A 24,376-nucleotide genomic window follows, 5' to 3' on the forward strand; every position below is an offset into this window, starting at 1 on the left:
GAACGGACGGGGGATTCCGCACCGTAGGAAGTACCCCTCGCGCGCATGTGCGACCCCTGGCTGTGCCCGTCGGCCGGATCCCCGCGCGTCCCCCGGGCAATCTTGCTTCGCACCCGCACCGGTGTGCGAACCTGTCGCAGTGCCGACACTCGAATCCTCACGCAGACGCTTGCACCCCCTGGACCTGCTGGCCTGTTCGCTGCTTGCGTGTGGCCTGATCCTGCTGGCGACCGGTGTGCTGCCCGCTCAGGCGGCGGGTGATGTGGCCCGCCGTACGGCACCCCTGCTCGCCTTCCTCGCCACCGTCATCGTCATGGCCGAGCTCATGGGCCGTGCGCAGGTCTTCGATGTGCTGGCCGGAGGGATCTCGCGCGTCGGCCGGGGCAGCTATGTGCGGCTCTTCGGCCTCTGCGTGGTCTTCGCCTCGGCGACCACCCTCATCCTCAACCTCGACACGACGGCGGTCCTGCTCACCCCGGTCATGCTCGCGATGGCGGCCCGGGTGGGCATCACGCCCCTGCCGCTCGCGATGACGACGGTGTGGCTCGCCAACACCGCGAGCCTCCTGCTGCCCGTCTCCAACCTGACGAACCTCCTCGCCGCCGACCGGGTCGGCCTGTCGGCCGGTGGCCTCGCGGCCCGTATGTGGGCCCCGCAGGTGGCCGCCATCGCCGCGACGGCGGTGTGCCTGTGGGCGATGTACTGGAGGAGAGGGCGGCGCGGCGCCGACCGGTACGTGCCGACGGCCGCGTTCCGCCCGTCGGATCCCGTCCTCTTCCGCGTGTGCGCCCTGGCCTGCGCGGGCTTCCTCGTCGCCATCCTGGTGACGCCGCTGCCGCTGTGGGTCGACTCCCTCGCCGCCGCGCTCGTCGTGATCGTCGCCTTCGCTCTCCGCCGGCCGGGCGAGCTGCGGCTGTCGCTCGTGCCCTGGCGTCTGCTGGTCATGGTGCCCGGCATGTTCCTCGTGGTGGAGACCGTCAACGTCCACGGTCTGCACAGCCTGCTGACGCACGCGATGGGGGCGGGCGAGCACGCGGCGGGCCTCTTCCGCTCCGCCGCCGTCGGCGCCGGACTCTCCAACGTGCTCAACAACCTGCCGGTCTACCTCGCGGGCGAGTCCGCGGTGCCGGAGGGCAACCGGGACCAACTCCTCGCCCTCCTCATCGGCACCAACGTCGGCGCCCTGGTGACCCCCTGGGCCTCACTCGCCACCCTGCTGTGGTTCGAGCGCTGCCGCACCGCCGGGGTCAGGATCCCCCTGGCCCGGTTCATGGGCACCGGGCTCGTCCTGGCGGTCACCGGCACGGTGGCGGCAACCGGCGCGCTCGCCCTGACGAGCTGATCACGGCGGCCCGCGGGCCTCACACCAACGAGGCTCCCGTCGCCTCCCGCGTGAGCGCCACCAGCCGGTCGATGACGTCGGGGCGCCCGGCCACGAAGCAGCGCCCCGTGTCGGGACCGGTGAAGCCGATCCGGAACGGGCCGCCGTCGAACGTACGGAACTCGCACCCCGCCTCCTGCGCGAGCAGCGCGCCGGGCGGGAAGTCCACGGCCTCCGCGCAGTACCCCACGAAGCCGTCGATCGTCCCGCGCGCCAGCATCGACCATCCGATCAGCGGTGCCCACAGGGCGAGGACGCGCCGCGTGCGGCGCTCCAGGGCACCCCGCAGCGCCCAGGCGACCGGATCGTCCTTGCGCACCGAGTGCCCCTGCGTCCACGCCACGACCAGGCGCGGTGCGGAGGCGGGCACCGGGGTGTCGGGAAGGGGCGCCCCGGCGACGGCCACCGCTCCGGGCCCCGCTGCCGTCCCCCCGGCATCCGCGTCGGCACCCCCTCCGCGCCGGTGCGTCCCGCCGCCCCGCACCGCGTGCCAGGTCACACCGGTCTGCGGCTCGTGGACCACGCCGAGGACGGGCGCTCCCTCCACGCACAGCCCGATCCCCACCGCGTACACGGGCAGCCCGACAGCGACGTTGTTGCTCCCGTCGAGCGGGTCGACCAGCCAGGTCCGGTCCGCCGCCCCCGCGAGGATCCCCGCCTCCTCCGACCAGACGCGGTCCCCGGGGAACCCCTCGCGGAGCCGGTCGACCACGATCCGCTCGGCCGCCAGGTCGAGTTCGGTGACGACGTCGCCGTCCTCGCCCTTGACGCCGATCCGCCACACGTCGCCGAAACGGCCGCGCAGCATCCTCCCCGCCTCCTCGGCCGCGGCCAGGGCGACCGCCAGCTCGGCCGCGTACCCGCTGTGCCCGTCAGCCGTCCGCTTCATCGATCCTCCTCAGAGCGGCCCGCACCGCCACGACGGTCTCCTCCCGGCCGCAGATCTCCCGTACCGAACGGTGGCCCTCTCCGGACAGGAGGCCCAGGGACATGTCCTTGCTTCCGGGCTGTGTCTCGCCGAGCACCAGTGTGGCCGCCGGACGCCCGTCGGCCACCACCGTCGCATGGAACTCGCCGGGCCTGACCACATAGACGTCACCGGTCGTGCTGTGGCCGGAACCGTCCGGTATGCCGCGCACGAACCGCGTGGTACCGCGCACCTCGTCCGTACCGTCCGGGCCGCTGCGCACCTCGTACACGCGGTGGGTCGGTGCCACGGGATCGTCGACGACCCGCACGGAGTGGTTCGTCACACGCCCGAACAGGACGAGGCTGACGAGCGACCAGCTGTGGGCGTGGACGAGCGGCGCATCGCCCCGGCCCCCGCCGCCTCCGCTGTCGGCGCCCCAACTGCCGGCGCCTCCGCTGCCGTCGCCTCCGTTCCCGGCGCCGAAGAGATGGACGCACACCCCTCTGGCCCCGTCCCTGAGCACCGGCAGGCACAGGAAGCCGAGGGGGTGGCGGACCGCGGCCAGGCTCCAGCGCCCTTCGGCGACCGCCCGAAGGACGGAGACGGCCAGCTCGCCCGCGGCGGTACGGTCCGCCGACGACGGCCCGGCGCCCGGCGAGGGGGCAGGACCGGGGGCCGGGGCGAGCAGCCTCCGCAGAGCGTCGTAGTCGATGTCCGGACCGTGGGGGGCATCCATGGCGTGGCGCGTCCTGGCCTCTCGGATCGGTGCGGCCGGTGGCCGGCGACGGGTCAGACCGGGTAGGGGTTCTCCGCGCGCAGGGCCTTGTCCACGATCTCCCGCACCGCTCCGTCGGCGTAGCTCGTGGGCAGCGGCAGGCCGACGCTCTCGAAGAAGGCCCGTGCCTGGTCGGCGGTCGGATCGGCGTCGAGGGCCCGGGCCTGGCTCAGTTCGATCTTGCGGGCCTGGTTGCGGCTCTGCTGGAGCTCGACGCTGTAGTAGCGGTACAGCGGATGGTTCTTGGTGACCAGGAGTCCGGGTTGCGCGCGATCGTCCTGGGTGATGATCAGGCGGGACGGCGAGACGTCGAAGCGCAGCGTCGGCGCGGTCGAGGACAGATAGAGGTGCACGGTCATCCCCGGGAGGCGCTGCAGGTGCCAGCCCGCCGCCAGGACGGTCGCGTACGACTCCTTGCTCGTCCGCTCCGGGGTCCACGTCTCCGGGTCGGAGGAGTTCTCCGTCGGCGCGTACGAGCGGCGGAAGCTGGCGTAGGCCGCGCAGGCGCCGCCGTCGGCCGGGTCGACGACCTCGATGGTGAACGTGAGGTTCGAGCGGTTGCCCCGGGCCCGGTTCACGCATTCGGGCAGCGTCACGGCCCGCAGATAGGTGCCGGTGCCGCCCTTGAAGTCCCAGGAGTTGCTGCGCTCGCGCGCCGTGCGCAACTCGGCGCCGATCTCGCTGCCCGTGAGGGAGCGCACCATCTCCATGTCCTCGAAGGCCCGCTGGATGCCGTCGACCGCGTCGGCGAGGTGATCGGCGCGGGCCCGTTGGCGCAGCGAACCGGCCGCGATGGCACCGAGCACGAGAACGGTGGCCGCGGCCGTCGCGTCGTCCCCCAGCGCGTCACCGAACAGGTCCATGACGCCGACGGTGACCGCGCCGAGCACCGCGAGGAGCAGCTCGAAGTTCCGTGCGATCCAGTGGAGCAGCCTCTCCAGGCGCCCCGGCCTCTCCGGTCCGCCGACCATGCTCTCCTCCATCGTCCCCCGTGCGCCCCGACCGCACCGATGCTAGGGGCGGGGTCGCGAGCCCACCAGAACGCCTTTCGGCCGCAGGGGAGCGCGGGGGTGGTACGGGGATCGGGAGCCCCGCGCCCGGGCTCGTCCCCGCGCGCCGACGAGCGCGCTCGGCCCCGATGCCGCCGGGTCACGCGAACGACCGCGGCCCCACCGCCAGCCGGGGGTGGTGGGCCGAGAGCAGCTTGTTGGCGCGGGCCAGTTCGGCGAGTGCCTGTTCGCGGTCGGCCCGGTCCTCGTCGGCCAGCCGGGGGCCCCGGAACCGGCGGACCTCGCGGGCCGCGCAGTCGGCCTCGAACTCCGCCTCCAGGATGTGCGGCGGGATGCACGAGCCGATCAGCGCGGCGACCCGGTCCGGGATCGGCACGGGTACGAGGAGGTGCGAGGCGGTCATCGGGTGTTCCCTCTCGGATGGTTGGCCAGGAGGCGGTACGTGAGTGCTGCCGCCGGATGAGCGGCAGACTCCTCCTTGTGTACGGGACGCGGTTCCGGGTTTCTCGTCGGAGACGTCTCCGTGTCGCAACCGTTTGGGACTGACCGTCTATTTCGCCTTACGCGCGGGTAAGTTGACCTGTCGCGCCGAACGTGATCCGGATCAGGGTCTTTCGTTTGGATCAGGCCGGAACAGGGAGCGGGGTCCGGTGCGTGCAGCTGCAAGGCGGAGGATTGAGGCATGGCGGAGCCATGGTGATTGACGACAACGCCGCAGGTGTGCGTGCCGGGGCACGCGAGCCCGGCGTGATCCAAACGAGAGGCCCTAGGAGGATGTGCCGGCCGAGCGGGTGCGCAGGCGTAACGCGCGGAGCACGGCCTCGGTGGCGAAACGGCTTTCGGGGTCGACGAGTTGATCACCGAAGATGGTCTCCAGGCTGCGCATGCGGTAGCGCACGGTCTGCGGGTGCACATCGAGCAGTTCGCCCATCTGGGCCGCCGTGCCCCGGGTGTCCAGCCAGATCCGCAGCGTCTCGATCAGCCGCTCGCGGCGGGTGGTGCTGATCCCGGCCACGGCGGCCAGCTCCCGCTGGGCGAGCTGGTCGAGCAGGGCGGGGTCGGAGAGCAGCCACAGGGTGATGAGGTGGTCCTCGCAGCGGATCACCGGGGCGTCGTCGATCACGCCGGAGTCGACGAGCTCCAGCACCCGGCGGGCCCACCGGATCGAGTCGCAGGCCAGGCCCGTCGGAACGGTCAGCCCGATCGCCGCGCGGCCGGCCGGCAGGGCCTGTTCCAGCATGGATCTTCGGGCCTCGTCCACCGGGCCGGGGATGAGCAGGTGCGGCTGCGGGTCGCTGAGATCGAGGAGGAGGTCCCGGTCGGCGCCGAGCCGGTCGAGCGTGGCCGGGGCGCGGACGGCGACCAGGGTGACCTCGTCGGGCAGCGTCCAGCCGGTCTGCTCACAGAGGTCGGCGATGGCGCTGCGCGGGGCGGGGCGCCCGGCGAGGATGAGGTGGAGCAGGCGCCGGCGCAGCGCCTCGCTCTGCTCCCCGGACTGCGACTGGACCTCCAGGAAGCCCTCGCGGGAAAGCGATTCCAGCTCGTCGACGTAGGCGAAGAGCGCGTCGGCGAAGCTGAGCATCAGGGTGGGGGAGAGGTGGTAGCTCTGCCCCACCTTCTTGGCCCGCCGCAGCGCCACCCGCGCCCCGAGCCGGTAGGCGCCCTGCAGGGTGTCCATGGTCCGGCCCTCGTACGCCTCGAACCGCCCGAAGCGCCGGCACATGTCGTCCCGCAGAGTGGTGGAGGCGGTGGGCTCGGCCACCAGGTCGACGAAGGAGGCGAGGCTCTGCTCCACGCCCACCCGGATGGCCTGGCCGTTCGGGCCGTCCAGCAGCCGGGCGTATTCCGGATAGGCGCGGGTGACCTCCACACCGATTTCCTTGATGAGGCTGGGGAGTTCGGGCCGCATGATCGCGGCGAATTCCTGGGGGAGTGGCCCCAGGGGGTCATCGGTGTCCAACGGCTGTATGAGGTGTGCCATGCCAAGTCCCCTCTGCTCCCGGCGCCCGGTGGTGGGGTGAGACGGTGGGGGGAAAGCGCTCCCACGAACCGACAGGTGCGTACCAAGTCCGCGACGAAGATAGACCACGGAACAGGCACTGCACACCACTTGGACAAGATCGGGATGCAGGGGGCATGCATCATGTCCGCGCGGTGGCACTTCCGCGCAGGTCGGACGGTGCTGCGCGCTTTCGGACAATGACTTTCGGCCGCCTGCTCCGGTGGTGGCAAGGTGCCCTGACGTCGGCAGGGGGCCGTTCCGGGCGGGCCGGGGGCGGCCGGGATCCGCCGGTCGGCCGGTATTCCGGGGCCGCGTATGCGCATTCCCTGACAAGGGGGTGACCCGCGGTTACTCATTTACGGATCAAAAACGGGGCCGCGCAAAAATTCTTGGCCGGACGGATTGTGTCGCTGTGTTTCCCGCGAGTAACATCACGCTTCGTTCAATTCGGCCATGAAATCTGCCCGAAATTTGACGCTCAGATCTTCTCTCTCCCGGGTCCACCCCGCGGCTCCACCACTGCCGACGTCCGCGTCGCGGTGCGGGCATGCGTCGGAGAACCGGTCAACTTCGCGCACGAAGCCGCACATGTGACGGCTCACAAAGAGGGGACGACATGAGATCCGTTTCCAACCGCACCCGCATAGGGGTGCTCGCGGCATTAACGGCGTTCAGCGCCGTGCTCTCCACCGGTTCGGCCGCCGCGCAGACTCAGCTCAACGGCGACTGGGCCCCCTTCGACCGCTGCCCGGTCGACGCCCCCGCCATGCTCGCGGCGGACGGCATCGAGACCATCGCCACCTGTATCGCCTCCAGTTCGGCCACCGGCTCCATCACGCTCGGCAAGAGCCAGGTGCCCACCGGCAACACCGATCTGCAGCTCGGCGTGGTCCAGCGCAGCGACGGCACCAACACGCTGGTGGCCCCGGCGGGCGGTGCGCTCACCGCCGACCAGGCCACGGTGCCCGGGGGGCTGCTCGGGCTGATGTGCCCCAGCTCCGTCCCCTTCGTCTCGGCCATCTGCCGGCAGCTGACGGACAACAACCTCAACCGGATCACCGCCACCATCGAACCGGCGGGCGCCCCACGGGACTTCAACATGGTGGCGGCCTTCTCCACCGGTGAGCCCATTCTCACCATCCCGGTCCGCATCCATCTGAAGAACCCGTTCCTCGGGGACAAGTGCTACATCGGGACCACCTCCGCCCCGGTGCTGCTCAGGCCGCAGAACATCAACGCGCCGAGCCTCTCGCTCCAGCGGTTCGCCGCGGACGGCACCCGTGACGACGAGGGCGAGATGGGCCGCTACACCTTCTCGGGCGCCGACCAGGGCGACACCACGTTCGCCGTCCCCGGCGCCAGCGGCTGCGGAGTGGCCGGAATCCTGGACTGGGCGGTCAACCTCAAGACCGGGCTCCCGTCCGCCTCCGGGAAGAACAGCGTGAAGCTCGACAACACCTCGACCTACTTCGGCAGCCCCTACGACCCGGCCGGCCTGGCGCCGAACGAGGGCCGGAAGCTGTCGGAGTTCTGGCACTCCGCGGTGCGGTAGCGGCCTGCGCCCTCCATTCCCCGGCGCCCGCCATTCCCCCGAGGGCGCCGCACACCCCGAAGAAGGAGGTGTTCCGGTCCAGTTCGAAGCGTGCCGCCGAATTCCTCGTGCGCACGTCGATTCGTATCCCCAGCGGGACAAGGAAAAAGAGGAGCAATTCCATGATCAAGCGATCCGGCGTCCTGACCGCGATCGGTGCCGCCGTGGCATCCGTCGCCCTGGCCGTCCCCTCGGCCATCGCCGCGCCGAGCAGCTGGACCATCACGCCGACCGGCAACTTCACCGGAAGCGCCGGCGTGACCGTGCTGACCGACAACAACGGCAACAAGATCCAGTGCGCCACCTCCGCGGCGTCGGGCAACGCCCCCACGTCCCCGGTCTCCGGCTCCCCGGCGCAGCTCGCCTCCATCTCGGCGATCTCGTTCAACTCGCCCTGCACCGGCCCGTTCAGCTCCACGTGGACGGTCACCACCACGCCCCCGTGGCAGATCTGGGGTCTCGACTACGCGGCGGGCGCGGGCACCAACTCCACCGGCCAGACGACCGGTGAGATCAGAGCGATCAAGGCGAAGGTGACCGGCAGCAGCCTGCTGGGCCCCTGCACCTTCGACGTCACCGGCAAGGTGGCGGCCAAGTACAACAACCCGAGCACCGGCGGAAGCAACGGCACCCTCAACACCGCGGGCGGCGGCCTCACCCTGGCCATCGCCAACAAGGTCGGCGGCGGCTGCGGCATCGTCGGCACCACCGCCAGCTTCCAGGGCCTCTACACCATCGTGAACACGGCCACCGGCAAGTCCCCGGTCATCAGCGGCTGACGCGGCTGATCCCCCGCCGCCGATGCGCGGCTCGTGAGCATGGTGCCCGGCCGTGCGGTCCCGGCGGCCGGGCATCCGTGCTTCTCCACTCACTCGCCGATAATTCCCCGGGACGGAATTGTCATCGGCTGACAAGAACCGGACTCCCCTGAAACGGCCGAATTCCCGGCTCTTCCCAGGCGCCCGGAAGGGTGCGTAGCGTACCCGTCGGTAAGGACCATTCCGAGCCGCCCGAAAGGCCGTTGCCGAGAAGTGGACCCCATTTCGCAGCCATCGCACCGATGGGCCCGCGCGCGCCGGAAGGACACCATCCGTATGACCCTCGATGCACGCGCCGCGGCGAGACGCCCCCTCCACCTCGCCCTGGGCGGAGCCCTCGTCGCCGCCACCGCGCTCATCCCGAGCGCCGAATCGGTGGCGGCCGGCCAGACGTCCGAGGTGACCGTCCCCTACACCTGCCCGTTCCCCTCCGGCACGGAGCAGGTGGAGGCCGTGGTGAAGGCGGCCCTTCCCGTCACGGCCCGGACCGGGGAGACGGTCCGCCCCCGGGACGTCTCCGTCGCGGTGCCCCTGCCCCGGTCGGCGCTCACGCAGTTCACCGCCCTGGAGGCGGCCACCCTGTCGGCCACCGCCGAACTGACCGTACGCAACACCAACGGCGACCACACCGCCGACGCCTCCTGGCAGCAGCTCGAAGCCCTCGAGGTCGCCTTACCCCCGCAGGACGAAGGCGGGAACGGCGGCGAGAACAACGACACGGACGGCGTGGTGCTCACCGCCACCGGAGAGGTCCCCACCGTCGCCTTCGGCATCCCCGGCCCCGCCACCCTCGCCCCGGCCGGACTCACCCTCACCCTCGCCTCCTTCACCGAGGACGGCGCCCCCACCACACCCCCCCACCTCACCGTCGTCTGCGCCCCCGCCGACGACAAGGAGCGCCCCCTCGCCCGTATCACCGTCCGCGACGGCGCCGGTCCGACCACCCCCGCACCGGACCCCACCACCCCCGGCGAGGACCCGGCCGAACCCGCTCCGCCGTCCGTCCGCCCGGCCCCCGGCCTGGACCCGGACGCCCACCGGAAGATCGAGGACCTCACCGAGGCGCGGCTCGAAGCGCTCGACGACGAGAACCCCGGCAGCTGCCCGATCGAGATCCCGCCCGAGTGGATCATGACCACGGCGGAGACGTACGCCGCCGGGTACGCCAACGCCGTCAAGCTCGACGGGGCCGCCGCCCTGGGACCCGCCTTCATGAAGGTCGTCCTCAACAAGCGGTACATCAACGACTCCTGCGCCTCCACCGTCGACGTCACCTCCGAGGTGGAGTTCGAGTACGAGGGCAAGCGCCAACTGCCGCCGACGAAAGCCACCTTCCTCTCCTACGGCTTCATGCCGACCACCGCCACCATGGTCCTCGAACAGGTCGGCCCCCCGGCCGTCGTCCAGACCCACACGGTCACCAACACCCCGACCTACCCCGAGGAATCCACTGTCACCGCCCAGCTCTCCATGCGCCTGTACGACGTGGAGGTGAACGGCGTCCCCCTGGACGTCGGGCCCGACTGCCGCACGGAACGGCCCTTCGAGCAGGTGCTGCGCGGATACGGCCAGAGCTATCCGCCGGCCGGCTATCTGGTGGCGACCGGCGGAAACCTCACCGGATACGCGCACATCCCGCCGTTCAAGGGATGCGGCGTCGGGGAGAATCTCGATCCGCTCTTCACCTCGGCCATCTCCAGCGTCGGCAAGAAGGCCGACAACTACACCAAGATGACCCAGGCCCCGCTCTGTGTGGCGACCAATCCGGACGGCCCCGACTGCCCTCCGAAGGTGCCCAAGCCCCAGAAGTGACGCCGGAAGGGGTCGCAGCCGTCACCGGAGCGACCCCGCAATTCCGGACACCCCTCCGCGCCACCTTCCCTTCCGCCGATTTCCGACCGCCGGAGCGCCGACAGATGACGATGGCCACCACCCCTTCGAAGGAGGACCGATGGGAATCGAAGTAGTCGTCGAGGGCCTGACGAAGTCCTTCGGCAAGCAGAACATCTGGCAGGACGTCAGCCTCACCCTGCCCGCCGGTGAGGTGAGTGTCATGCTCGGCCCTTCCGGCACCGGAAAGACCGTCTTCCTGAAATCCATCATCGGGCTGCTGAAACCCGAACAGGGCCGGGTCCTCATCAACGGCGTCGACATGGTCAACAGCTCCGAACGCGACATCATGGAGACCCGGAAGCTCTTCGGCCTGATGTTCCAGGACGGCGCACTCTTCGGCTCGATGTCCCTCTTCGACAACATCGCCTTCCCCCTGCGCGAACACACCCGCAAGAGGGAATCCGAGATCCGCCGCATCGTCATGGAGCGCATCGAGATCGTCGGACTGCTCGGCGCCGAGGGGAAGCTCCCCGGCGAGATATCCGGGGGAATGCGCAAACGGGCCGGACTCGCCCGCGCGCTCGTCCTGGACCCGCAGATCATCCTCTGCGACGAACCGGACTCCGGGCTCGACCCCGTGCGCACCGCCTACCTCTCGCAGCTCCTCATCGACCTCAACGCGCAGATCGACGCGACGATGCTGATCGTCACCCACAACCTCGATATCGCGGCGACCGTCCCGGACAACATGGGGATGCTGTTCCGCCGCAACCTCGTCACCTTCGGGCCGCGCGAGGTGCTCCTCACCAGCGACACCCCGGTCGTCGCGCAGTTCCTCGCCGGACGCCGTGAGGGACCCATCGGGATGTCCGAGGAGAAGGACGCCGCCACCCTCGCCGCCGAGCAGCGGCGCAGCGACTCCCTCGGCCACGCCGACACGATCGCCCTGCCGAGGACCGTCGTCCCGCAGCTGGAACCCTCGCCCGGGATGCCCGTACGCCAGGGAGCGCTGCGCCGCCGCGAGCGGGTCATGGCGATGATGGGCGAGCTGCCGGAGGCCGCCCGTACGGCCATCCTCGACAGCTACGCCCCGGCCGCGGGAGGTGCGAGAGCGTGACCGCGCCGCTGCCGGTGCGGCCGCCCGACCCGCCCGGGGAACCCGCACCCACCCTGTCCGAGACCCCCGCCGAAACCGTCCCGGGGACTCCCTCCGGAGCCCCGGAGCAGCGGCGTCCCAGCCGGCTGCTCGCCCCCCTCCGGGAGACCGGCAAGCTCTTCGCGCTCGGGCTCGCCGTGGCCCGCGCCATCTTCCGCAGGCCCTTCCAACTACGCGAGTTCATTGAGCAGTTCTGGTTCGTCGCCAGCGTCACGATCCTGCCCGCCGCACTCGTCTCCATCCCGTTCGGCGCGGTCATCGCCCTCCAGGTCGGCTCGCTCACCCAGCAGCTCGGCGCCCAGTCCTTCACCGGCGGCGCCAGTGTCCTCGCGGTGATCCAGCAGGCCAGCCCGATCATCGTGGCGCTGCTCATCTCCGGCGCCGCGGGCTCCGCCATCTGCGCCGACCTCGGCTCCCGCAAGATCCGCGAGGAACTGGACGCGATGGAGGTCATGGGCGTCTCGCCCGTCCAGCGCCTCGTCGTCCCCCGGGTGCTCGCCACCATGCTCGTCGCCGTCCTGCTCAACGGCCTGATCTCGGTGGTCGGCACGCTCGGCGGCTACTTCTTCAACGTCATCATGCAGAACGGCACCCCGGGCGCCTATCTCGCCAGCTTCTCCGCCCTGGCCCAGCTTCCCGACCTGTACGTCAGCGAACTCAAGGCCCTCATCTTCGGGTTCATCGCGGGCATCGTCGCCGCCCACCGCGGCCTCAACCCGCGCGGCGGCCCCAAGGGCGTCGGCGACGCGGTCAACCAGTCCGTCGTCATCACCTTCATGCTGCTGTTCTTCGTGAACATGGTCCTCACGGCGATCTACCTCCAGATCGTCCCCGCGAAGGGGGGCTGAGCCATGGCGATGCTCAGCTGGCTCGACCGATCGGGCGACCAACTCACCTTCTACGTCAAGGCCCTGCTCTGGGTGCCGCGAACTCTGCGCCGCTATCTGAAGGAGGTGCAGCGGCTGCTGGCCGAGGTCGCCTTCGGCAGCGGCGGCCTCGGGGTCATCGGCGGCACCATCGGCGTGATGGTCGCCATGACGCTCTTCACCGGCACGGTCGTGGGCCTCCAGGGGTACGCGGCGCTCGACCAGATCGGCACCTCGGCCTTCACCGGGTTCATCTCCGCCTACTTCAACACCCGGGAGATCGCGCCCCTGGTCGCCGGGCTCGCCCTCTCCGCCACCGTCGGCGCCGGGTTCACCGCGCAGCTCGGCGCGATGCGGATCAACGAGGAGGTCGACGCCCTGGAGGCGATGGGCGTGCGGTCGATGCCGTACCTCGTCACCACGCGGATCATCGCCGGGGTCGTCGCGATCATCCCGCTGTACGCGATCGGGCTGCTCTCCTCGTACCTCGCCTCCCGCTCCATCACCATCCTCTTCAACGGCCAGTCGGCGGGCACCTACGACCACTACTTCAACCTCTTCCTCTCCCCGGAGGACGTGCTGCTGTCGGTGCTCAAGGTGCTGATCTTCAGCGTCCTGGTGATCCTCGCCCACTGCTACTACGGCTTCCACGCCACCGGCGGACCCGCCGGGGTGGGCGTGGCCGTGGGCCGTTCGGTGCGGAACGCGATCGTGCTGATCAGCGTCACCGACTTCTTCCTCTCCCTCGCCATCTGGGGCGCCACGACGACGGTGAAGGTGGCCGGCTGATGAGTCCACGCGGAGCACGAACCGTCCGCCGCAGAACCGCCGGGGTCGCCTTCCTCCTGGTCCCCGCCCTCCTCATCTGGGTCTCGGTCGCCGTGTACGACAAGGAGTTCACCGACGACGCCACCGTCACCGTCCGCACCGGACCGGTCGGCAACGAGATGCACGACAACGCCGATGTGAAGCTGCGCGGGGTCGTCATCGGACAGGTCAGATCCATCGCCACCGATGCCGAGGGCGCCCGGCTCACCCTGGCCATCGACCGCGACAAGCTGGAGCGGGTCCCCGCCGACGTCACCGCCCAGATGCTCCCCACCACCCTCTTCGGCCAGCGGTTCGTCGCCCTGGTCCCGCCCCGCACCCCCTCCGGCCGGACGCTCAGCGCCGGGGCGGTGATCCCGCAGGACCGCTCCAGCAACGCCATCGAGCTGGAAGAGGTGCTGGACAACGTCCTGCCGCTGCTCACCGCGGTGAAGCCGGAGAAGCTCTCCGCCACCCTCGGCGCCGTATCCCAGGCGCTCGAAGGGCGCGGCGAGAAGCTGGGCGAGACCCTGGCCACGCTGGACGGGCACCTGAAGAAGTTCAACCCCCAACTCCCCACCCTCAACGAGGACATCAAGCAGCTCGTCAAGGTCAGCACGCTCTACGCGGACGCCGCCCCCGACGTGCTGGACGCCCTCACCGACGCCACCACCACGAGCGGCACCATCGCCGAACAGGAGGCGCGGCTGGCCGAGTTGTACGGCACCACCACCGCCTCCGCGCGGGACGTCACCTCCTTCCTGCGGGAGAACAGGGAGAACCTGATCCGGCTCTCCTCCTCCGGCCGCCCCACGCTCGAACTCCTCGCGAAACACGCCGACTCGTTCCCCTGCACCCTCCGTACGGTCGCCGGCTTCGTGCCCGCCATGGACAAGGCGCTCGGCAAGGGGACGAACGAGCCCGGACTGCATGTGACGGTCAAGTCCGTTCCCTCGCAGGGGAGGTACGTCCCCGGCAAGGACACCCCGGTCTACAGCGCGACCGGCGGACCGCGCTGCTACTCGGTGCCGTACGTCGGCAGGGCCGCCCCCGCCGCCGACAACCGCCGGGTGGCCGACGTCACCGCCCCGCCCCCGGCCGCGCGCGACACCGCGCTCGGCCTGCCCAACTCGCCCCAGGAGTCCCGGCTCGTCAACGAGCTGGTCGCCCCCTCACTGAACGTGCAGCCGCAGACCCTGCCCGACTGGAGCAGTGTGCTCATCGGTCCGGCCTTCCGCGGTGCGGAGGTGAAGCTCAAGTGAAACGCCGCTCGCTCGCGGGACCGCTCACCAAGTCCCTCGTCTTCGTCCTGGTGACCGTCCTCGCCACCACCGTCCTCGGCCTCTCCATCGCCAACACGGGGGTGGGCGACACCACCACGTACAAGGCGCGGTTCACCGACGCCACCGGCCTCATCCCCGGCGACAGCGTCCGGATCGCCGGGGTGAAGGTCGGCCAGGTCGAATCCGTCCAGGTGGCCGACCGCCGGGTGGCCGAGGTCACCTTCGGCGTACGGAAGGGGCGTACGCTCCCCGCCTCCGTGACGGCCTCCATCAAATACCTCAACATGGTCGGCCAGCGCTATGTCGACCTGGACCGGGGCGCGGGCCCGGTCGGCCGGACCTTCGCGCCCGGGGCCACCATCCCCCTCGACCGCACCACACCCGCGCTCGACCTCACCCAGCTCTTCAACGGCTTCCAGCCCCTCTTCGAAGGCCTCTCCCCGCCGGACGTCAACCAGCTCGCCGGCTCCATCGTCCAGGTCCTCCAGGGCGAGGGCGGCACCGTCGACTCCATCCTGCGCCACGTCGGCTCGCTCACCAGCACCGTCGCGGCCAAGGACAGGGTGATCGGAGAGGTGATCAGGAACCTCAACACCGTCCTCAAGACCGTCAACGACCGGGAGGCCGGGTTCGACGACCTCGTGGTCACCCTGGAGAAGCTGGTCTCCGGCTTCTCCGGCGACCGCAAACCGCTCGGTGAGGCCGTCACCGCCATGGGCGCCCTGACCACCGTGACCGCGGACCTCTTCCAGGACGGCCGGGCCCCCCTCAAGGAGAACATCCGCCAACTCGGACGACTCAGCGGCGAGTTGGAGAAGGGGACACCGCAGATCGAGAACTTCCTGGACAGGACCCCGGCCAAGATGGAGGCGATCAGCCGCCTCACCTCCTACGGCTCGTGGCTCAACCTCTACCTCTGCGAGGCCAAGGTCGGCGGGGTGGCCACCGACGACGGCTCCCCGCCCCCCACCGGCATCGCCATCACGCAGCCGAGGTGCCTGGCATGACCCTCACCCCCATCCGGGAACGCAACCCGGTCGCCGTCGCGGTCGTGGGACTCCTCGTCCTCACCCTCCTCGCCCTCACCGCCTGGCGCGCCGACTCCCTGCCCTTCATCGGCGGCGGCACGACGTACAGCGCCGACTTCACCGAGTCCGCCGGCCTCTCCGAGGGCGACGAGGTGCGGATCGCCGGGGTGAAGGTCGGCGAGGTCACCGGGGTCTCGCTCGACGGGCCCCGGGTGAAGGTCGACTTCAAGGTCAAGGACGCCTGGATCGGCAACTCCTCCACCGTGGGCATCGCCGTCAAGACCCTGCTGGGCGAGAAGTACCTCGCCGTCGACCCCCTCGGCAACGGCCCCCAGGACCCCGGCTCCCGTATCGCCGCGAGCCGCACCACCTCCCCGTACGACGTCACGCAGGCGTTCAACGGGCTGGGGGAGACCATCGAGGAGATCGACACCGAGCAGCTCGCCAAGAGCTTCGAGACGATCTCCGCCACCTTCAAGGACTCCCCGCCCCACGTCCGCAGCGCCGCCGAAGGGCTCTCCGCCCTCTCCCGTACGGTCTCCACGCGCGACGCCCAGCTCGCCACGCTCCTGCGGAGCAGCAAACAGTTCACCAAGACGCTCGCGGGCAGGAAGAGCAGCTTCGAAACCCTCCTGGAGGACGGGAACCTGCTCCTCGGGGAGCTCCAGGCCCGCCGCGACGCCATCCACCTGCTGCTCACCGGCACCCGCAGCCTCGGCACCCAGCTCACCGCACTCGTCGAGGAGAACGACAAGCAGCTCGGCCCCACCCTCGCCTCCCTCGGCCGGGTCACCGCCGTCCTGGCCAAGAACCGCAAGAGCCTGGACCGGGTGCTCGCCATGACCGGCACCTACAGCCGGCTCGTCGGGAACACCCTCGGCAACGGCCGCTGGTTCGACACCTACGCCTGCGGGGTCGTCCCCCCGAACTACCTCCCCGCCGGCACACCCCCGGCCACCGGATGCATGCCACCGAAGCAAGGCGGCCGCTGACATGAGACGTACACGCATCATCGGGATCGGCGCCGGACTCGCGGTCGTCGCCGTGGCCGCCACCACCGGGGTCAGCGCCCTGGAGCAGGACTCCCGGCCCACCGTGACCGCCTACTTCGAACGGGCCACCGGCGTCTACGCCGGGTCCGACCTGCGCGTCCTCGGGGTCCGCGTCGGCACGGTCGAGTCCGTCACCCCCCAGGGAGAGGAGGTGAGGGTCGTCCTCCGGCTGGACAAGGGCGTCAAGGTGCCCGAGGACGCCCACGCGGTCGTCGTCGCGCCCAGCCTCGTTGCCGACCGGTACGTCCAGCTCGCTCCCGCCTACGACGGAGGGCCGCTCCTCGCGGACGGCGCCGAACTCCCCGCCGCCCGCAACGCGACCCCCGTCGAGGTCGACCAGCTGTACGCCTCCATCACCGAGATCACCACGGCGCTCGGCCCGAACGGGGCCAACGCCGACGGGGCGCTCGCCCGGCTCCTGGAGACCGGGGCGAAGAACCTGGACGGCAACGGCAAGGCCATCGGGGACTCCGTCGAACAGTTCGGCAAGGCCGCCAAGACGCTCGACAGGAGCAGCGGCGACCTCTTCGACACCCTCTCCTCCCTCCAGTCCTTCACCACCATGCTCAAGGAGAACGACAGTGAGGTCCGCACCGCCGAGCAGCAGCTCGACTCGGTCACCTCGTTCCTCGCGGACGACAAGAAGAACCTGAGCGCCGCGCTGAAGGAGCTGGGGGCGGCCCTCGGCCAGGTGAAGACGTTCATCGCCAAGAACCGGGGCGCGCTGAAGAAGAACGTCGACGCCCTGGTCCCCATCACCCAGGCCCTCGTCGACCAGCGCGCCTCGCTGGCCGAGGCGATGGACACGCTGCCGCTGGCCGCGGGCAACGTCCTGAACGCGTACGACCCCGCCAACCGGACCCTGAACGGGCGGGCCAACCTCAACGAACTCTCCATGGGCGGCCCGCTCACCGACCCGGCCGCCGCCTCCGGCCCGCCGCCCGGCCTCGCACCCGTCGACGCGAACCGCCGCAAGGCCCTGCCCGTGCTGCCGCTGCCGGAGGTCGGCACGGTCTTCGGCACCCCGGAGAAACAGCCGACGGAGCAGCGGAAGAAGGGAGCGGAACGATGAGCGGCACCCCGCACACCACCAGCGGCCCCCCGGACGCCACGGCCGGGCCCCCGCAGACCGCCGACGCCCGCACCGGCCCCCGTACGGTCGCCCGGCTGGCCGTCGGAGCCGTCGCCCTGCTGGCCACCGGAGCCCTGATCGCCCTCGTCGCCGTCCGCGCCGACGGTCCCGTCCTCACCGGCATCGAACAGATCCCGCTGCCGGGCGGCGCCGACCTGGGGGAGCGCCCGTACGAGATCACCGCCGAGTTCGGTGACGTCCTCAGCCTGGCCCCGCAGTCCTCGGTGAAGGTCAACGACGTCTCCGTCGGCCGCGTCACCCGGATCGACCTCGCCCCGGACGGCTGGAGCGCCCGGGTCACCATGCGGGTCAACGGGGACATCGCCCTCCCCGCCAACGCCTACGCCCGCCTCGAACAGTCCAGCCTCCTGGGCGAGAAGTACATCCAGCTCACCCAGCCCGCGCAGGGCACCGCACGCGGCTCCCTGGCGGAGAGCGGCCGCATCCCGCTCGCCCGCACCAACCGCAACCCCGAGGTCGAAGAGGTCTTCGGCGCGCTGTCCATGCTCCTCAACGGCGGTGGGATCAACCAGCTCAAGACCATCACCACCGAGCTGAACAAGGCGCTCACCGGCCAGGAACCGCAGATCCGCTCGATGCTCAACCGGGTCGACACCCTGGTCACCAACCTGGACGACAACCGAGGCGACATCACCCGGGCCCTGGACGGCCTCAACCGGCTCTCCGCCACCCTCGCCACCCGGAAACAGGACGTCGGAACGGTCCTCACCGGGCTCAGCCCCGGGCTCAAGGTCCTGGAGAAGCAGCGCGGCTCCCTGCTCACCATGCTGCGCTCGCTCGACGCCCTCTCCACCGTGGCCGTCGACACCGTCAACCGGAGCAAGGCCGACATGATCGCGGACCTCAAGGCGCTCGCCCCGACACTGAAGGCCCTCGCGGACTCCGGCCAGGACCTTCCCGACTCCCTGCAGGCCTCGCTCACCTACCCGTTCACGGACGAGGTGCTGCGCGGGGTGAAGGGCGACTACCTGAACGTCTACCTGGACGTCACGGCCGCACCCGGCACGCGGATCATCCCGGCGCTGACCCCGGACGACCCGACCTTGCCCCCGCCCCCGCACGAACCGGGCGGGGGCGGCGGGGACGGTACGGAGGGTGCGGCGGCCCCCCGGAGCGTGCTGCCGCTCCCGCTGCCGGCCGTGTCGGGGACCTCGCAGCCCGAAGCCTCCCGGACCCCGGGGACCGAGCAGGGGAGCACCCCGTGATCACACCCGCCATCCGGCTCAAGAACATCGCCTTCCTCGTCATCGCCGTGCTGGTCCTCGGCTATCTCGGCGTGCGGTACGCCGGGCTCGGCCACTACGTCGGGCTGCGCAGCTACTACACCGTCACGGTCCAGCTCCCGCAGACCGGCGGCCTCTACACCCACTCCAACGTCACCTACCGGGGCGTCTCGGTGGGCCGCGTCGGCCCCATCGAGCTGACCGACGACGGGGTGGAGGCCGAGCTGCGGATCGAGAAGGACGCCCCGCCCATCCCGGACAGCCTGCGGGCCGTCGTCGCCAACCTCTCCGCCGTCGGTGAGCAGTACGTCGACCTGCGCCCCACCCGCTCCGACGGCCCCTACCTGGGCCACGGTTCGGTGATCGACGCCGCCGACACCACGCTCCCCGCCCCGCCCACCGAAGTCCTCACCAGCGTCAACGACTTCGCGGGCTCGGTGGACCTGGAACATCTGCGCACGGTCGTCGAGGAGTTCGGCACCGCCTTCGAGGGGCGCGGCGACGACCTCCAGGTGCTGCTGGACAGCGGCAGCGAGTTCATCGAGGCGGCCGACAAGGCGCTGCCGGTCACCACCCGGCTGATGGCCGACGGCGAGACCGTGCTGCGGACCCAGGCCGAACAGGGCGCGGCGCTCAAGGGGTTCGCCTCGGGCGCCAAGGAGCTGGCCGCCGAACTCAAGTCCTCCGACGGCGATCTGCGGCGGCTGATCGCGACGACCCCGGACGCCGCCGTACAGATCAGCGGCCTGCTGCGCGACCTCGACCCCGCCTTCGGCGTCGTCGTCGCCAACCTGCTCACCACGTCGGAGGTCGCCGTCACCCGCCAACGCGGCCTGGAGGAGCTGCTGGTGAAGCTTCCGGCGGTGGTCGCGGCCGGAGCGAGCGCGGTCGACGAGGACGGCGCCCGGTTCGGTATGTCGGTCACCTTCTTCGAACCGCTGCCGTGCACCGCCGGATACGGGGCGACGGCGTACCGCAACGGGCTCGACACCTCACCGGCCCCCGCCCTCAACACCCGCGCCCGGTGCGCCTCTTCACCCGGCACCGGCATCAACGTCCGGGGCAGCGCCAACGCCCCGAAGGGCGGCCCGGTCCCGGCCCCCGCCAAGCCCGGCTCGATGCTGCTGGGCGACGGCGGCGGTACGGGGGCGAAGGACCGGCTGCCCGGAGCGCTCGGCACCGAACCCCGCACCGCGCCGCCCGCCCCGGGGATGGCCGGGCTGCTCGGCCTGGGAGGCGGCTCATGAGACTCCGTACGGGAACGGGCACGCGCCCCCGGCTGCTCGGCGGCTGGGCCGTCCTGCTGGCCGCCGCCCTGGTCTGCGGGCTCGGCGCCTGGTCGTACGCCCAGGCGCGCGGCGACCGCACCCTCGCCTACGCCGAGGCCCGTGACGCGGCCCTGGCCGAGGGCAGACGGCACATGGCCACGCTGAACACCCTGGACGGCAAGGACGCGGCCGGGGTCTCCACCGGCCTGCGGGCCTGGCGCGAGGCCTCCACCGGCCCGCTCCACGACGAGCTGGAGCGGAGTTCGGCCGCCGACGCCAGGACGCTCACGACGGCGGGCGACACCGCCGAGGCCACGGTGACCTCGGCCGCGCTCACCGCCCTCGACGACCGCACCGGCACGGCGGAGCTGATCGCCACCGTGGACGTCGAGGTCACCCCGCGCACGGGAGCCCCCGGCACCCAGCGCAAGCGCTTCACCGCCACGCTCGCCCGTACCGGCGACGGCTGGAAGGTCAAGGCGCTCACGGCGATGGCGGCGGGAGAGGACGACGGATGAGTGAGCGCACCGTGCTGGAGAGCAAGGCGGTCGACGAGGAGGAACGCGTCGACGGAGAGAACGGGCAGGACCGCTCCGACGGCCCGGAGAGCACCCCCGACGCGTCGGACAGCACGCCCGACGCCCCGGAGCGCACCCCGGACGGCACCTCGGACAGCCCGGACGGAACCCCGGACGGGCCGCCCGGCCGCCGCCGCCGGTGGCCGCGCCTCCTCGGCGCCGTCCTCGCGCTCGCCCTCCTCGCCACCGGCGGGTACCTCTTCGCGGCGGGGCAGCAGCTGCGCGACACCCCGGCCACCGCCAACCTCGCCCTCACGGACACCCAGGCCACCACCCGGGTCACCGGCGACGTCAGCAACGCGCTCGGCCGGATCTTCTCCTACGGCCCCGACGCCACCGGCCTCGCCAAGGAGGCGGCCCAACAGGTATTGGCGGGCAAGGCACTTCAGCAGTACGCCGCACTCTTCGGCCAGGTCGAGAAGCAGGCGGCCGACCAGAGACTGACGCTCACCACCCATGTCGTACGGGCCGGGGTCACCCGGCTCTCCGGCACCGGCGCCCACCTCCTGGTCTTCCTCGACCAGGTCTACGAACGCCGGGGACGGCCGGCCACCACCGCATCCGCCCAGCTCTCCGTCACCGCCGAACTGCGGGACGGGCACTGGCGGATCGTCGAGATCAGCTCCATATGAGGGCAGGGGAGAGACAGCGCATGGCACGGGCAGGAACGACCAGGAACCCCCTCGTGATCGCGGCGGCGGCCCTGACGGTCGTCGCGGCAGCGGCGGCGGGCTGGGGCGGCTGGGAGCGCTACGACGCCGCCCACGACGACGCGGCCTCCTACGCGCGGGCACGCGACGCGGCGCTGGCGGCGGGCGAGCAGGCGGTCCAGAACATGAACACCCTGGACCATCGCACCCTGGGGAAGGGGCTCGACAGCTGGGAGGAGTCGACCACCGGCGATCTCCACCGCCAACTCGTGGACGGCCGGGACGCGTTCGCGAAGCAGATCGAGGCGGCGAAGACGGTGAGCACCGCGAAGGTGCTCTCCGGCGCGGTGACCGAACTCGACGAACGGGCGGGCCGGGCCGGGGTGATGGTGGCGCTCCGGGTCACCGTCACCGCGCCCGGGGGCGACCCGGCGGTGAAGGAGAGCCGGATGCTCGGCACCCTGACCCGGACCCCGGAGGGGTGGAAGCTCAGCGCGCTCGGCCAGGCGCCCGTCGGCTCCACGGCCGGCTGACCACACGCCGCGCCCCGCCCGCACCCGCCCGCCGCCCCACCTCCGTACCCGAGAGGACCGTCCATGTCGACGACCCGCCACCTCGTCAACCGCCGCCGCAGACTGGCGACTTCGCCGACGCGCCCGAGCCCGGCCGCCGAACTCCTCACCCGGCCCACCGAGGAGACGGCGACGGAACCGCAACCGGAGACGGCGGCGGACGCGCAGCCACAGCCCGAGCCCGAGCCCGCGCCCGAGCCGGGGACGGAGGCGGAGACAGAGGCAGATCCCGAGCCGCCCCGCCGCGCCACCCGCCGCCCCCGATCCGCCGCCCTCCCCGCCCTCCTCTGCGCCCTCACTGTCCTCCTCGGAGCTTTCGCCGCCTGGGCGTTCGGCTCGGCCGCCGCCCTGCGCGACGAGCCCGCGCGGCAGAACACCGCGCTCACCGACATCGCCCGCACCAGCGAGGTGAAGGGCCGGATCGGGGAGGCGGTCGGCGCCGTCTTCTCGTACGACTACGCCTCACCCGCCCGCGCGGACCGGGCGGCCGAGACGCATCTCACCGGCCGGGCGGTGCGGCAGCACAGGGACATGCTGGCCGAGGTCCGGGAGCAGGGGGAGAAGCAGAAGCTGGTCCTCACCACCACGGTCACCGCGAGCGCGGTGGAGTACCTGGACGGCGACCGGGCCCGGCTGCTGGTCTTCGCGGACCAGAGCAACACCCGTACCGGCAAGGACGAGGAGACCACTTACGCGGCGGCCATGTTCGCCGTGGACGCCGTCCGCCGGGGCGACACCTGGCGGATCGCCGCCATCGACACGTTCACCCGCTGAACCGCCGGACCACCAGGCCCGGACAGCCGCCGCGCCCGGACAGACCGCGAGACCCCGGAGAGCCGGGAGAGAGCCCGGATCACCGGGGAGAGGGGACCCGTCATGAGGTTCAACGGCACGGTACGCCGGCAGCTCACCGGCACGGTCACGGCGGTCGCCGCCATGGCCGCGCTCACCGCGTCCCAGGCGCCCGACTTCGTGGACGCCGTGGCGGCCTCGCGCGGGGAGCGGGCCGCCCCGGGCACGGACGACGTGGTGTGGAGCGAGGTGCCGGGCGACGACTCGTACCACACCGAGCTGCCTCCGCTGGTGAGCCCGGAGCCCCCGGCCCCGCTCAAGCCGCCCCAGGCCGGGGAGACGCCGTCGCCGCCGGTCGTGGCGTCCTTCCGCTCCGAGGCCGGGATCCCGGCGACCGTACTCGCCGCCTACCGCAAGGCCGAGCGGTCCCTGCTCCGCACCGCCCCCGGCTGCGGGCTGCCGTGGCAACTGCTCGCGGCGATCGGCAAGGTCGAGTCCGGGCAGGCGGCGGGCGGCAGGGTCGACGCGCACGGCACCACCCTCGCCCCGATCCTGGGGCCCGCGCTCGACGGGGTGGGCTTCGCGCTGATCCGGGACACGGACAACGGGGTGTACGACGGCGACCGGACGTACGACCGGGCCGTCGGGCCCATGCAGTTCATCCCGTCCACCTGGGTCAACTGGGCCAAGGACGGCAACGGCGACGGCCGCAAGGACCCGAACAACATCTACGACGCCGCCCTCGCCGCCGGGCACTACCTCTGTGCGGGCGGCCGGGACCTGACCGGCAGGGCCGGCCTGGACCGGGCGATCCTCAGCTACAACCGCTCCGACGCGTATCTCCGCACGGTGCTGTCCTGGCTGCGGTACTACCGCGAGGGCGCCCACCCGGTCGCGGACGGCCAGGGGGTGCTGCCGATCAGCCCGGGACCGGGTGGGGTGAACCGGCCCAAGGCTCCGGTCGGTTCCGGTACACCGGCCGGGCCGCCCGGCAGCGGTGGCGGAGGCATCGTCATCGGCCCGCAGCCCACCCGCCCGCCGACGCCCAAGCCGACCCCCACCCCGGCCCCCACCGATCCCGGCTCACCGGGCCCGACCCCCACCCCGACCGACCCCACGCCCGGCCCCGACCCGACGGACCCGGGCCCCAAGCCCACGCCGAACCCCACGGACCCGACTCCGGGCCCCACCGACCCCGGCCCGAGCCCCGACCCCACCGGCCCCGGGCCCACCGACCCGGGCCCCGGCCCCACCCCGACACCCACGCCCACCCCCACGGACCCGGACCCCGGCCCGAGCCCCGACCCCAGCGCCACGGATCCCACGGCCCCCACCTCCCCCGACTGCCCCGGCGCCGCCCCCGGGAGCGGGACCGGGGGAGACGACGCCGCCTCCCCGCCCTGTGAGGCCCCCGCCCCCTGACGACCCGCCCGGTGAAGGCCTCTCCATGTGAAGGCCTCGCAAAGACATCGGAAGGGTGAGGTGACCATCCTGTGCCGCAGGTGACCCGCACGGTGGACGGGTGCGGGATCGGGTTGCTATTTGGGGCGTCCTCCGAGATGTTTGCCCCAGGGAAACAATTCGTCCGACCGGAAGGTGGTGCGACTCGCCGCAGGCGGGTCCCCCCT

At 71.8% G+C, this 24,376-nt stretch carries 23 protein-coding genes; 18 read left to right on the plus strand and 5 right to left on the minus strand.

Annotated elements, in window-relative coordinates; all coding sequences use genetic code 11:
• The first annotated feature begins 178 nt into the window (after positions 1 to 178).
• The gene (locus ACQ9ZG_RS29385) at positions 179 to 1,342 is read left to right on the plus strand and encodes an ArsB/NhaD family transporter (protein ID WP_028418677.1); all 1,164 of its coding nucleotides are present in this window, start codon (positions 179 to 181) and stop codon (positions 1,340 to 1,342) included.
• Positions 1,343 to 1,361: 19 nt separating this feature from the next.
• On the opposite strand, the gene ACQ9ZG_RS29390 is transcribed toward ACQ9ZG_RS29385, so the two are convergent.
• From ACQ9ZG_RS29390 to ACQ9ZG_RS29410, 5 genes are all read right to left on the minus strand, one after another.
• The gene (locus tag ACQ9ZG_RS29390; RefSeq protein WP_499281392.1) at positions 1,362 to 2,270 is read right to left on the minus strand and encodes an inositol monophosphatase family protein; all 909 of its coding nucleotides are present in this window, start codon (positions 2,268 to 2,270) and stop codon (positions 1,362 to 1,364) included.
• Positions 2,254 to 3,027, minus strand: a complete 774-nt coding sequence (locus tag ACQ9ZG_RS29395; protein ID WP_109917291.1) for a hypothetical protein — start codon at positions 3,025 to 3,027, stop codon at positions 2,254 to 2,256. The genes ACQ9ZG_RS29390 and ACQ9ZG_RS29395 overlap by 17 nt, the downstream gene beginning before the upstream one ends.
• A 53-nt stretch (positions 3,028 to 3,080) precedes the next feature.
• Positions 3,081 to 4,037, minus strand: coding sequence for a hypothetical protein (locus ACQ9ZG_RS29400; RefSeq protein ID WP_181398393.1), 957 nt, complete (start codon positions 4,035 to 4,037; stop codon positions 3,081 to 3,083).
• A gap of 178 nt (positions 4,038 to 4,215) precedes the next feature.
• A complete protein-coding gene (locus ACQ9ZG_RS29405; protein WP_084990932.1) occupies positions 4,216 to 4,479 on the minus strand; it encodes a hypothetical protein in 264 nt (87 codons plus the stop codon).
• 363 nt (positions 4,480 to 4,842) lie between these two features.
• On the minus strand, positions 4,843 to 6,057 hold the full coding sequence (locus ACQ9ZG_RS29410) for a PucR family transcriptional regulator (RefSeq protein WP_109917293.1): 1,215 nt from the start codon (positions 6,055 to 6,057) through the stop codon (positions 4,843 to 4,845).
• Between the two features lie 637 nt (positions 6,058 to 6,694).
• Between ACQ9ZG_RS29410 and ACQ9ZG_RS29415 the strand changes: the two genes are divergently transcribed.
• The 17 genes from ACQ9ZG_RS29415 (at position 6,695) to ACQ9ZG_RS29495 (ending at position 24,170) form a co-directional block, all read left to right on the plus strand.
• The gene (locus ACQ9ZG_RS29415) at positions 6,695 to 7,630 is read left to right on the plus strand and encodes a hypothetical protein (protein ID WP_109917294.1); all 936 of its coding nucleotides are present in this window, start codon (positions 6,695 to 6,697) and stop codon (positions 7,628 to 7,630) included.
• 161 nt (positions 7,631 to 7,791) lie between these two features.
• Positions 7,792 to 8,448: a hypothetical protein gene (locus ACQ9ZG_RS29420; RefSeq protein ID WP_018491961.1), complete on the plus strand. Its 657-nt coding sequence runs from the start codon at positions 7,792 to 7,794 to the stop codon at positions 8,446 to 8,448.
• A 315-nt stretch (positions 8,449 to 8,763) separates the two neighbouring features.
• Positions 8,764 to 10,299, plus strand: a complete 1,536-nt coding sequence (locus tag ACQ9ZG_RS29425; RefSeq protein ID WP_109917295.1) for a DUF6801 domain-containing protein — start codon at positions 8,764 to 8,766, stop codon at positions 10,297 to 10,299.
• 139 nt (positions 10,300 to 10,438) lie between these two features.
• A complete protein-coding gene (locus ACQ9ZG_RS29430) occupies positions 10,439 to 11,437 on the plus strand; it encodes an ABC transporter ATP-binding protein (protein ID WP_084990924.1) in 999 nt (332 codons plus the stop codon).
• Positions 11,434 to 12,324 carry an MlaE family ABC transporter permease gene (locus ACQ9ZG_RS29435; protein WP_109917296.1) on the plus strand — a complete coding sequence of 297 codons (891 nt, stop codon included), beginning with the start codon at positions 11,434 to 11,436 and terminating at the stop codon, positions 12,322 to 12,324. The genes ACQ9ZG_RS29430 and ACQ9ZG_RS29435 overlap by 4 nt, the downstream gene beginning before the upstream one ends.
• Before the next feature lie 3 nt (positions 12,325 to 12,327).
• Complete coding sequence (locus ACQ9ZG_RS29440) at positions 12,328 to 13,131, plus strand: MlaE family ABC transporter permease (RefSeq protein WP_028418688.1); 804 nt, start codon at positions 12,328 to 12,330, stop codon at positions 13,129 to 13,131.
• Positions 13,131 to 14,411 carry an MCE family protein gene (locus ACQ9ZG_RS29445; RefSeq protein ID WP_109917297.1) on the plus strand — a complete coding sequence of 427 codons (1,281 nt, stop codon included), beginning with the start codon at positions 13,131 to 13,133 and terminating at the stop codon, positions 14,409 to 14,411. The genes ACQ9ZG_RS29440 and ACQ9ZG_RS29445 overlap by 1 nt, the downstream gene beginning before the upstream one ends.
• Positions 14,408 to 15,439: an MCE family protein gene (locus tag ACQ9ZG_RS29450; protein ID WP_109917298.1), complete on the plus strand. Its 1,032-nt coding sequence runs from the start codon at positions 14,408 to 14,410 to the stop codon at positions 15,437 to 15,439. Before ACQ9ZG_RS29445 ends, ACQ9ZG_RS29450 begins: the two co-directional genes overlap by 4 nt.
• Positions 15,436 to 16,452 (plus strand): MCE family protein, encoded by a 1,017-nt coding sequence (locus tag ACQ9ZG_RS29455; protein WP_018491968.1) that lies wholly within the window; start codon positions 15,436 to 15,438, stop codon positions 16,450 to 16,452. The genes ACQ9ZG_RS29450 and ACQ9ZG_RS29455 overlap by 4 nt, the downstream gene beginning before the upstream one ends.
• A 1-nt stretch (position 16,453) precedes the next feature.
• Positions 16,454 to 17,584 (plus strand): MCE family protein, encoded by a 1,131-nt coding sequence (locus ACQ9ZG_RS29460; protein ID WP_099218929.1) that lies wholly within the window; start codon positions 16,454 to 16,456, stop codon positions 17,582 to 17,584.
• A complete protein-coding gene (locus ACQ9ZG_RS29465; RefSeq protein ID WP_258312331.1) occupies positions 17,581 to 18,870 on the plus strand; it encodes an MCE family protein in 1,290 nt (429 codons plus the stop codon). The genes ACQ9ZG_RS29460 and ACQ9ZG_RS29465 overlap by 4 nt, the downstream gene beginning before the upstream one ends.
• Complete coding sequence (locus ACQ9ZG_RS29470; RefSeq protein WP_028418694.1) at positions 18,867 to 20,135, plus strand: MlaD family protein; 1,269 nt, start codon at positions 18,867 to 18,869, stop codon at positions 20,133 to 20,135. The genes ACQ9ZG_RS29465 and ACQ9ZG_RS29470 overlap by 4 nt, the downstream gene beginning before the upstream one ends.
• The gene (locus ACQ9ZG_RS29475) at positions 20,132 to 20,674 is read left to right on the plus strand and encodes a hypothetical protein (protein WP_028418695.1); all 543 of its coding nucleotides are present in this window, start codon (positions 20,132 to 20,134) and stop codon (positions 20,672 to 20,674) included. The genes ACQ9ZG_RS29470 and ACQ9ZG_RS29475 overlap by 4 nt, the downstream gene beginning before the upstream one ends.
• The gene (locus ACQ9ZG_RS29480) at positions 20,671 to 21,366 is read left to right on the plus strand and encodes a hypothetical protein (RefSeq protein WP_499281393.1); all 696 of its coding nucleotides are present in this window, start codon (positions 20,671 to 20,673) and stop codon (positions 21,364 to 21,366) included. The genes ACQ9ZG_RS29475 and ACQ9ZG_RS29480 overlap by 4 nt, the downstream gene beginning before the upstream one ends.
• A gap of 20 nt (positions 21,367 to 21,386) precedes the next feature.
• A complete protein-coding gene (locus ACQ9ZG_RS29485; protein ID WP_032756112.1) occupies positions 21,387 to 21,917 on the plus strand; it encodes an Rv1363c family protein in 531 nt (176 codons plus the stop codon).
• A 63-nt stretch (positions 21,918 to 21,980) separates the two neighbouring features.
• Positions 21,981 to 22,730 carry a hypothetical protein gene (locus ACQ9ZG_RS29490; RefSeq protein ID WP_499281394.1) on the plus strand — a complete coding sequence of 250 codons (750 nt, stop codon included), beginning with the start codon at positions 21,981 to 21,983 and terminating at the stop codon, positions 22,728 to 22,730.
• A gap of 102 nt (positions 22,731 to 22,832) precedes the next feature.
• Complete coding sequence (locus ACQ9ZG_RS29495; protein WP_499281395.1) at positions 22,833 to 24,170, plus strand: lytic transglycosylase domain-containing protein; 1,338 nt, start codon at positions 22,833 to 22,835, stop codon at positions 24,168 to 24,170.
• Positions 24,171 to 24,376: the final 206 nt, after the last annotated feature.

It is taken from the genome of Streptomyces araujoniae, assembly GCF_050871195.1.
Taxonomy (GTDB): Bacteria; Actinomycetota; Actinomycetes; order Streptomycetales; family Streptomycetaceae; genus Streptomyces; species Streptomyces bacillaris.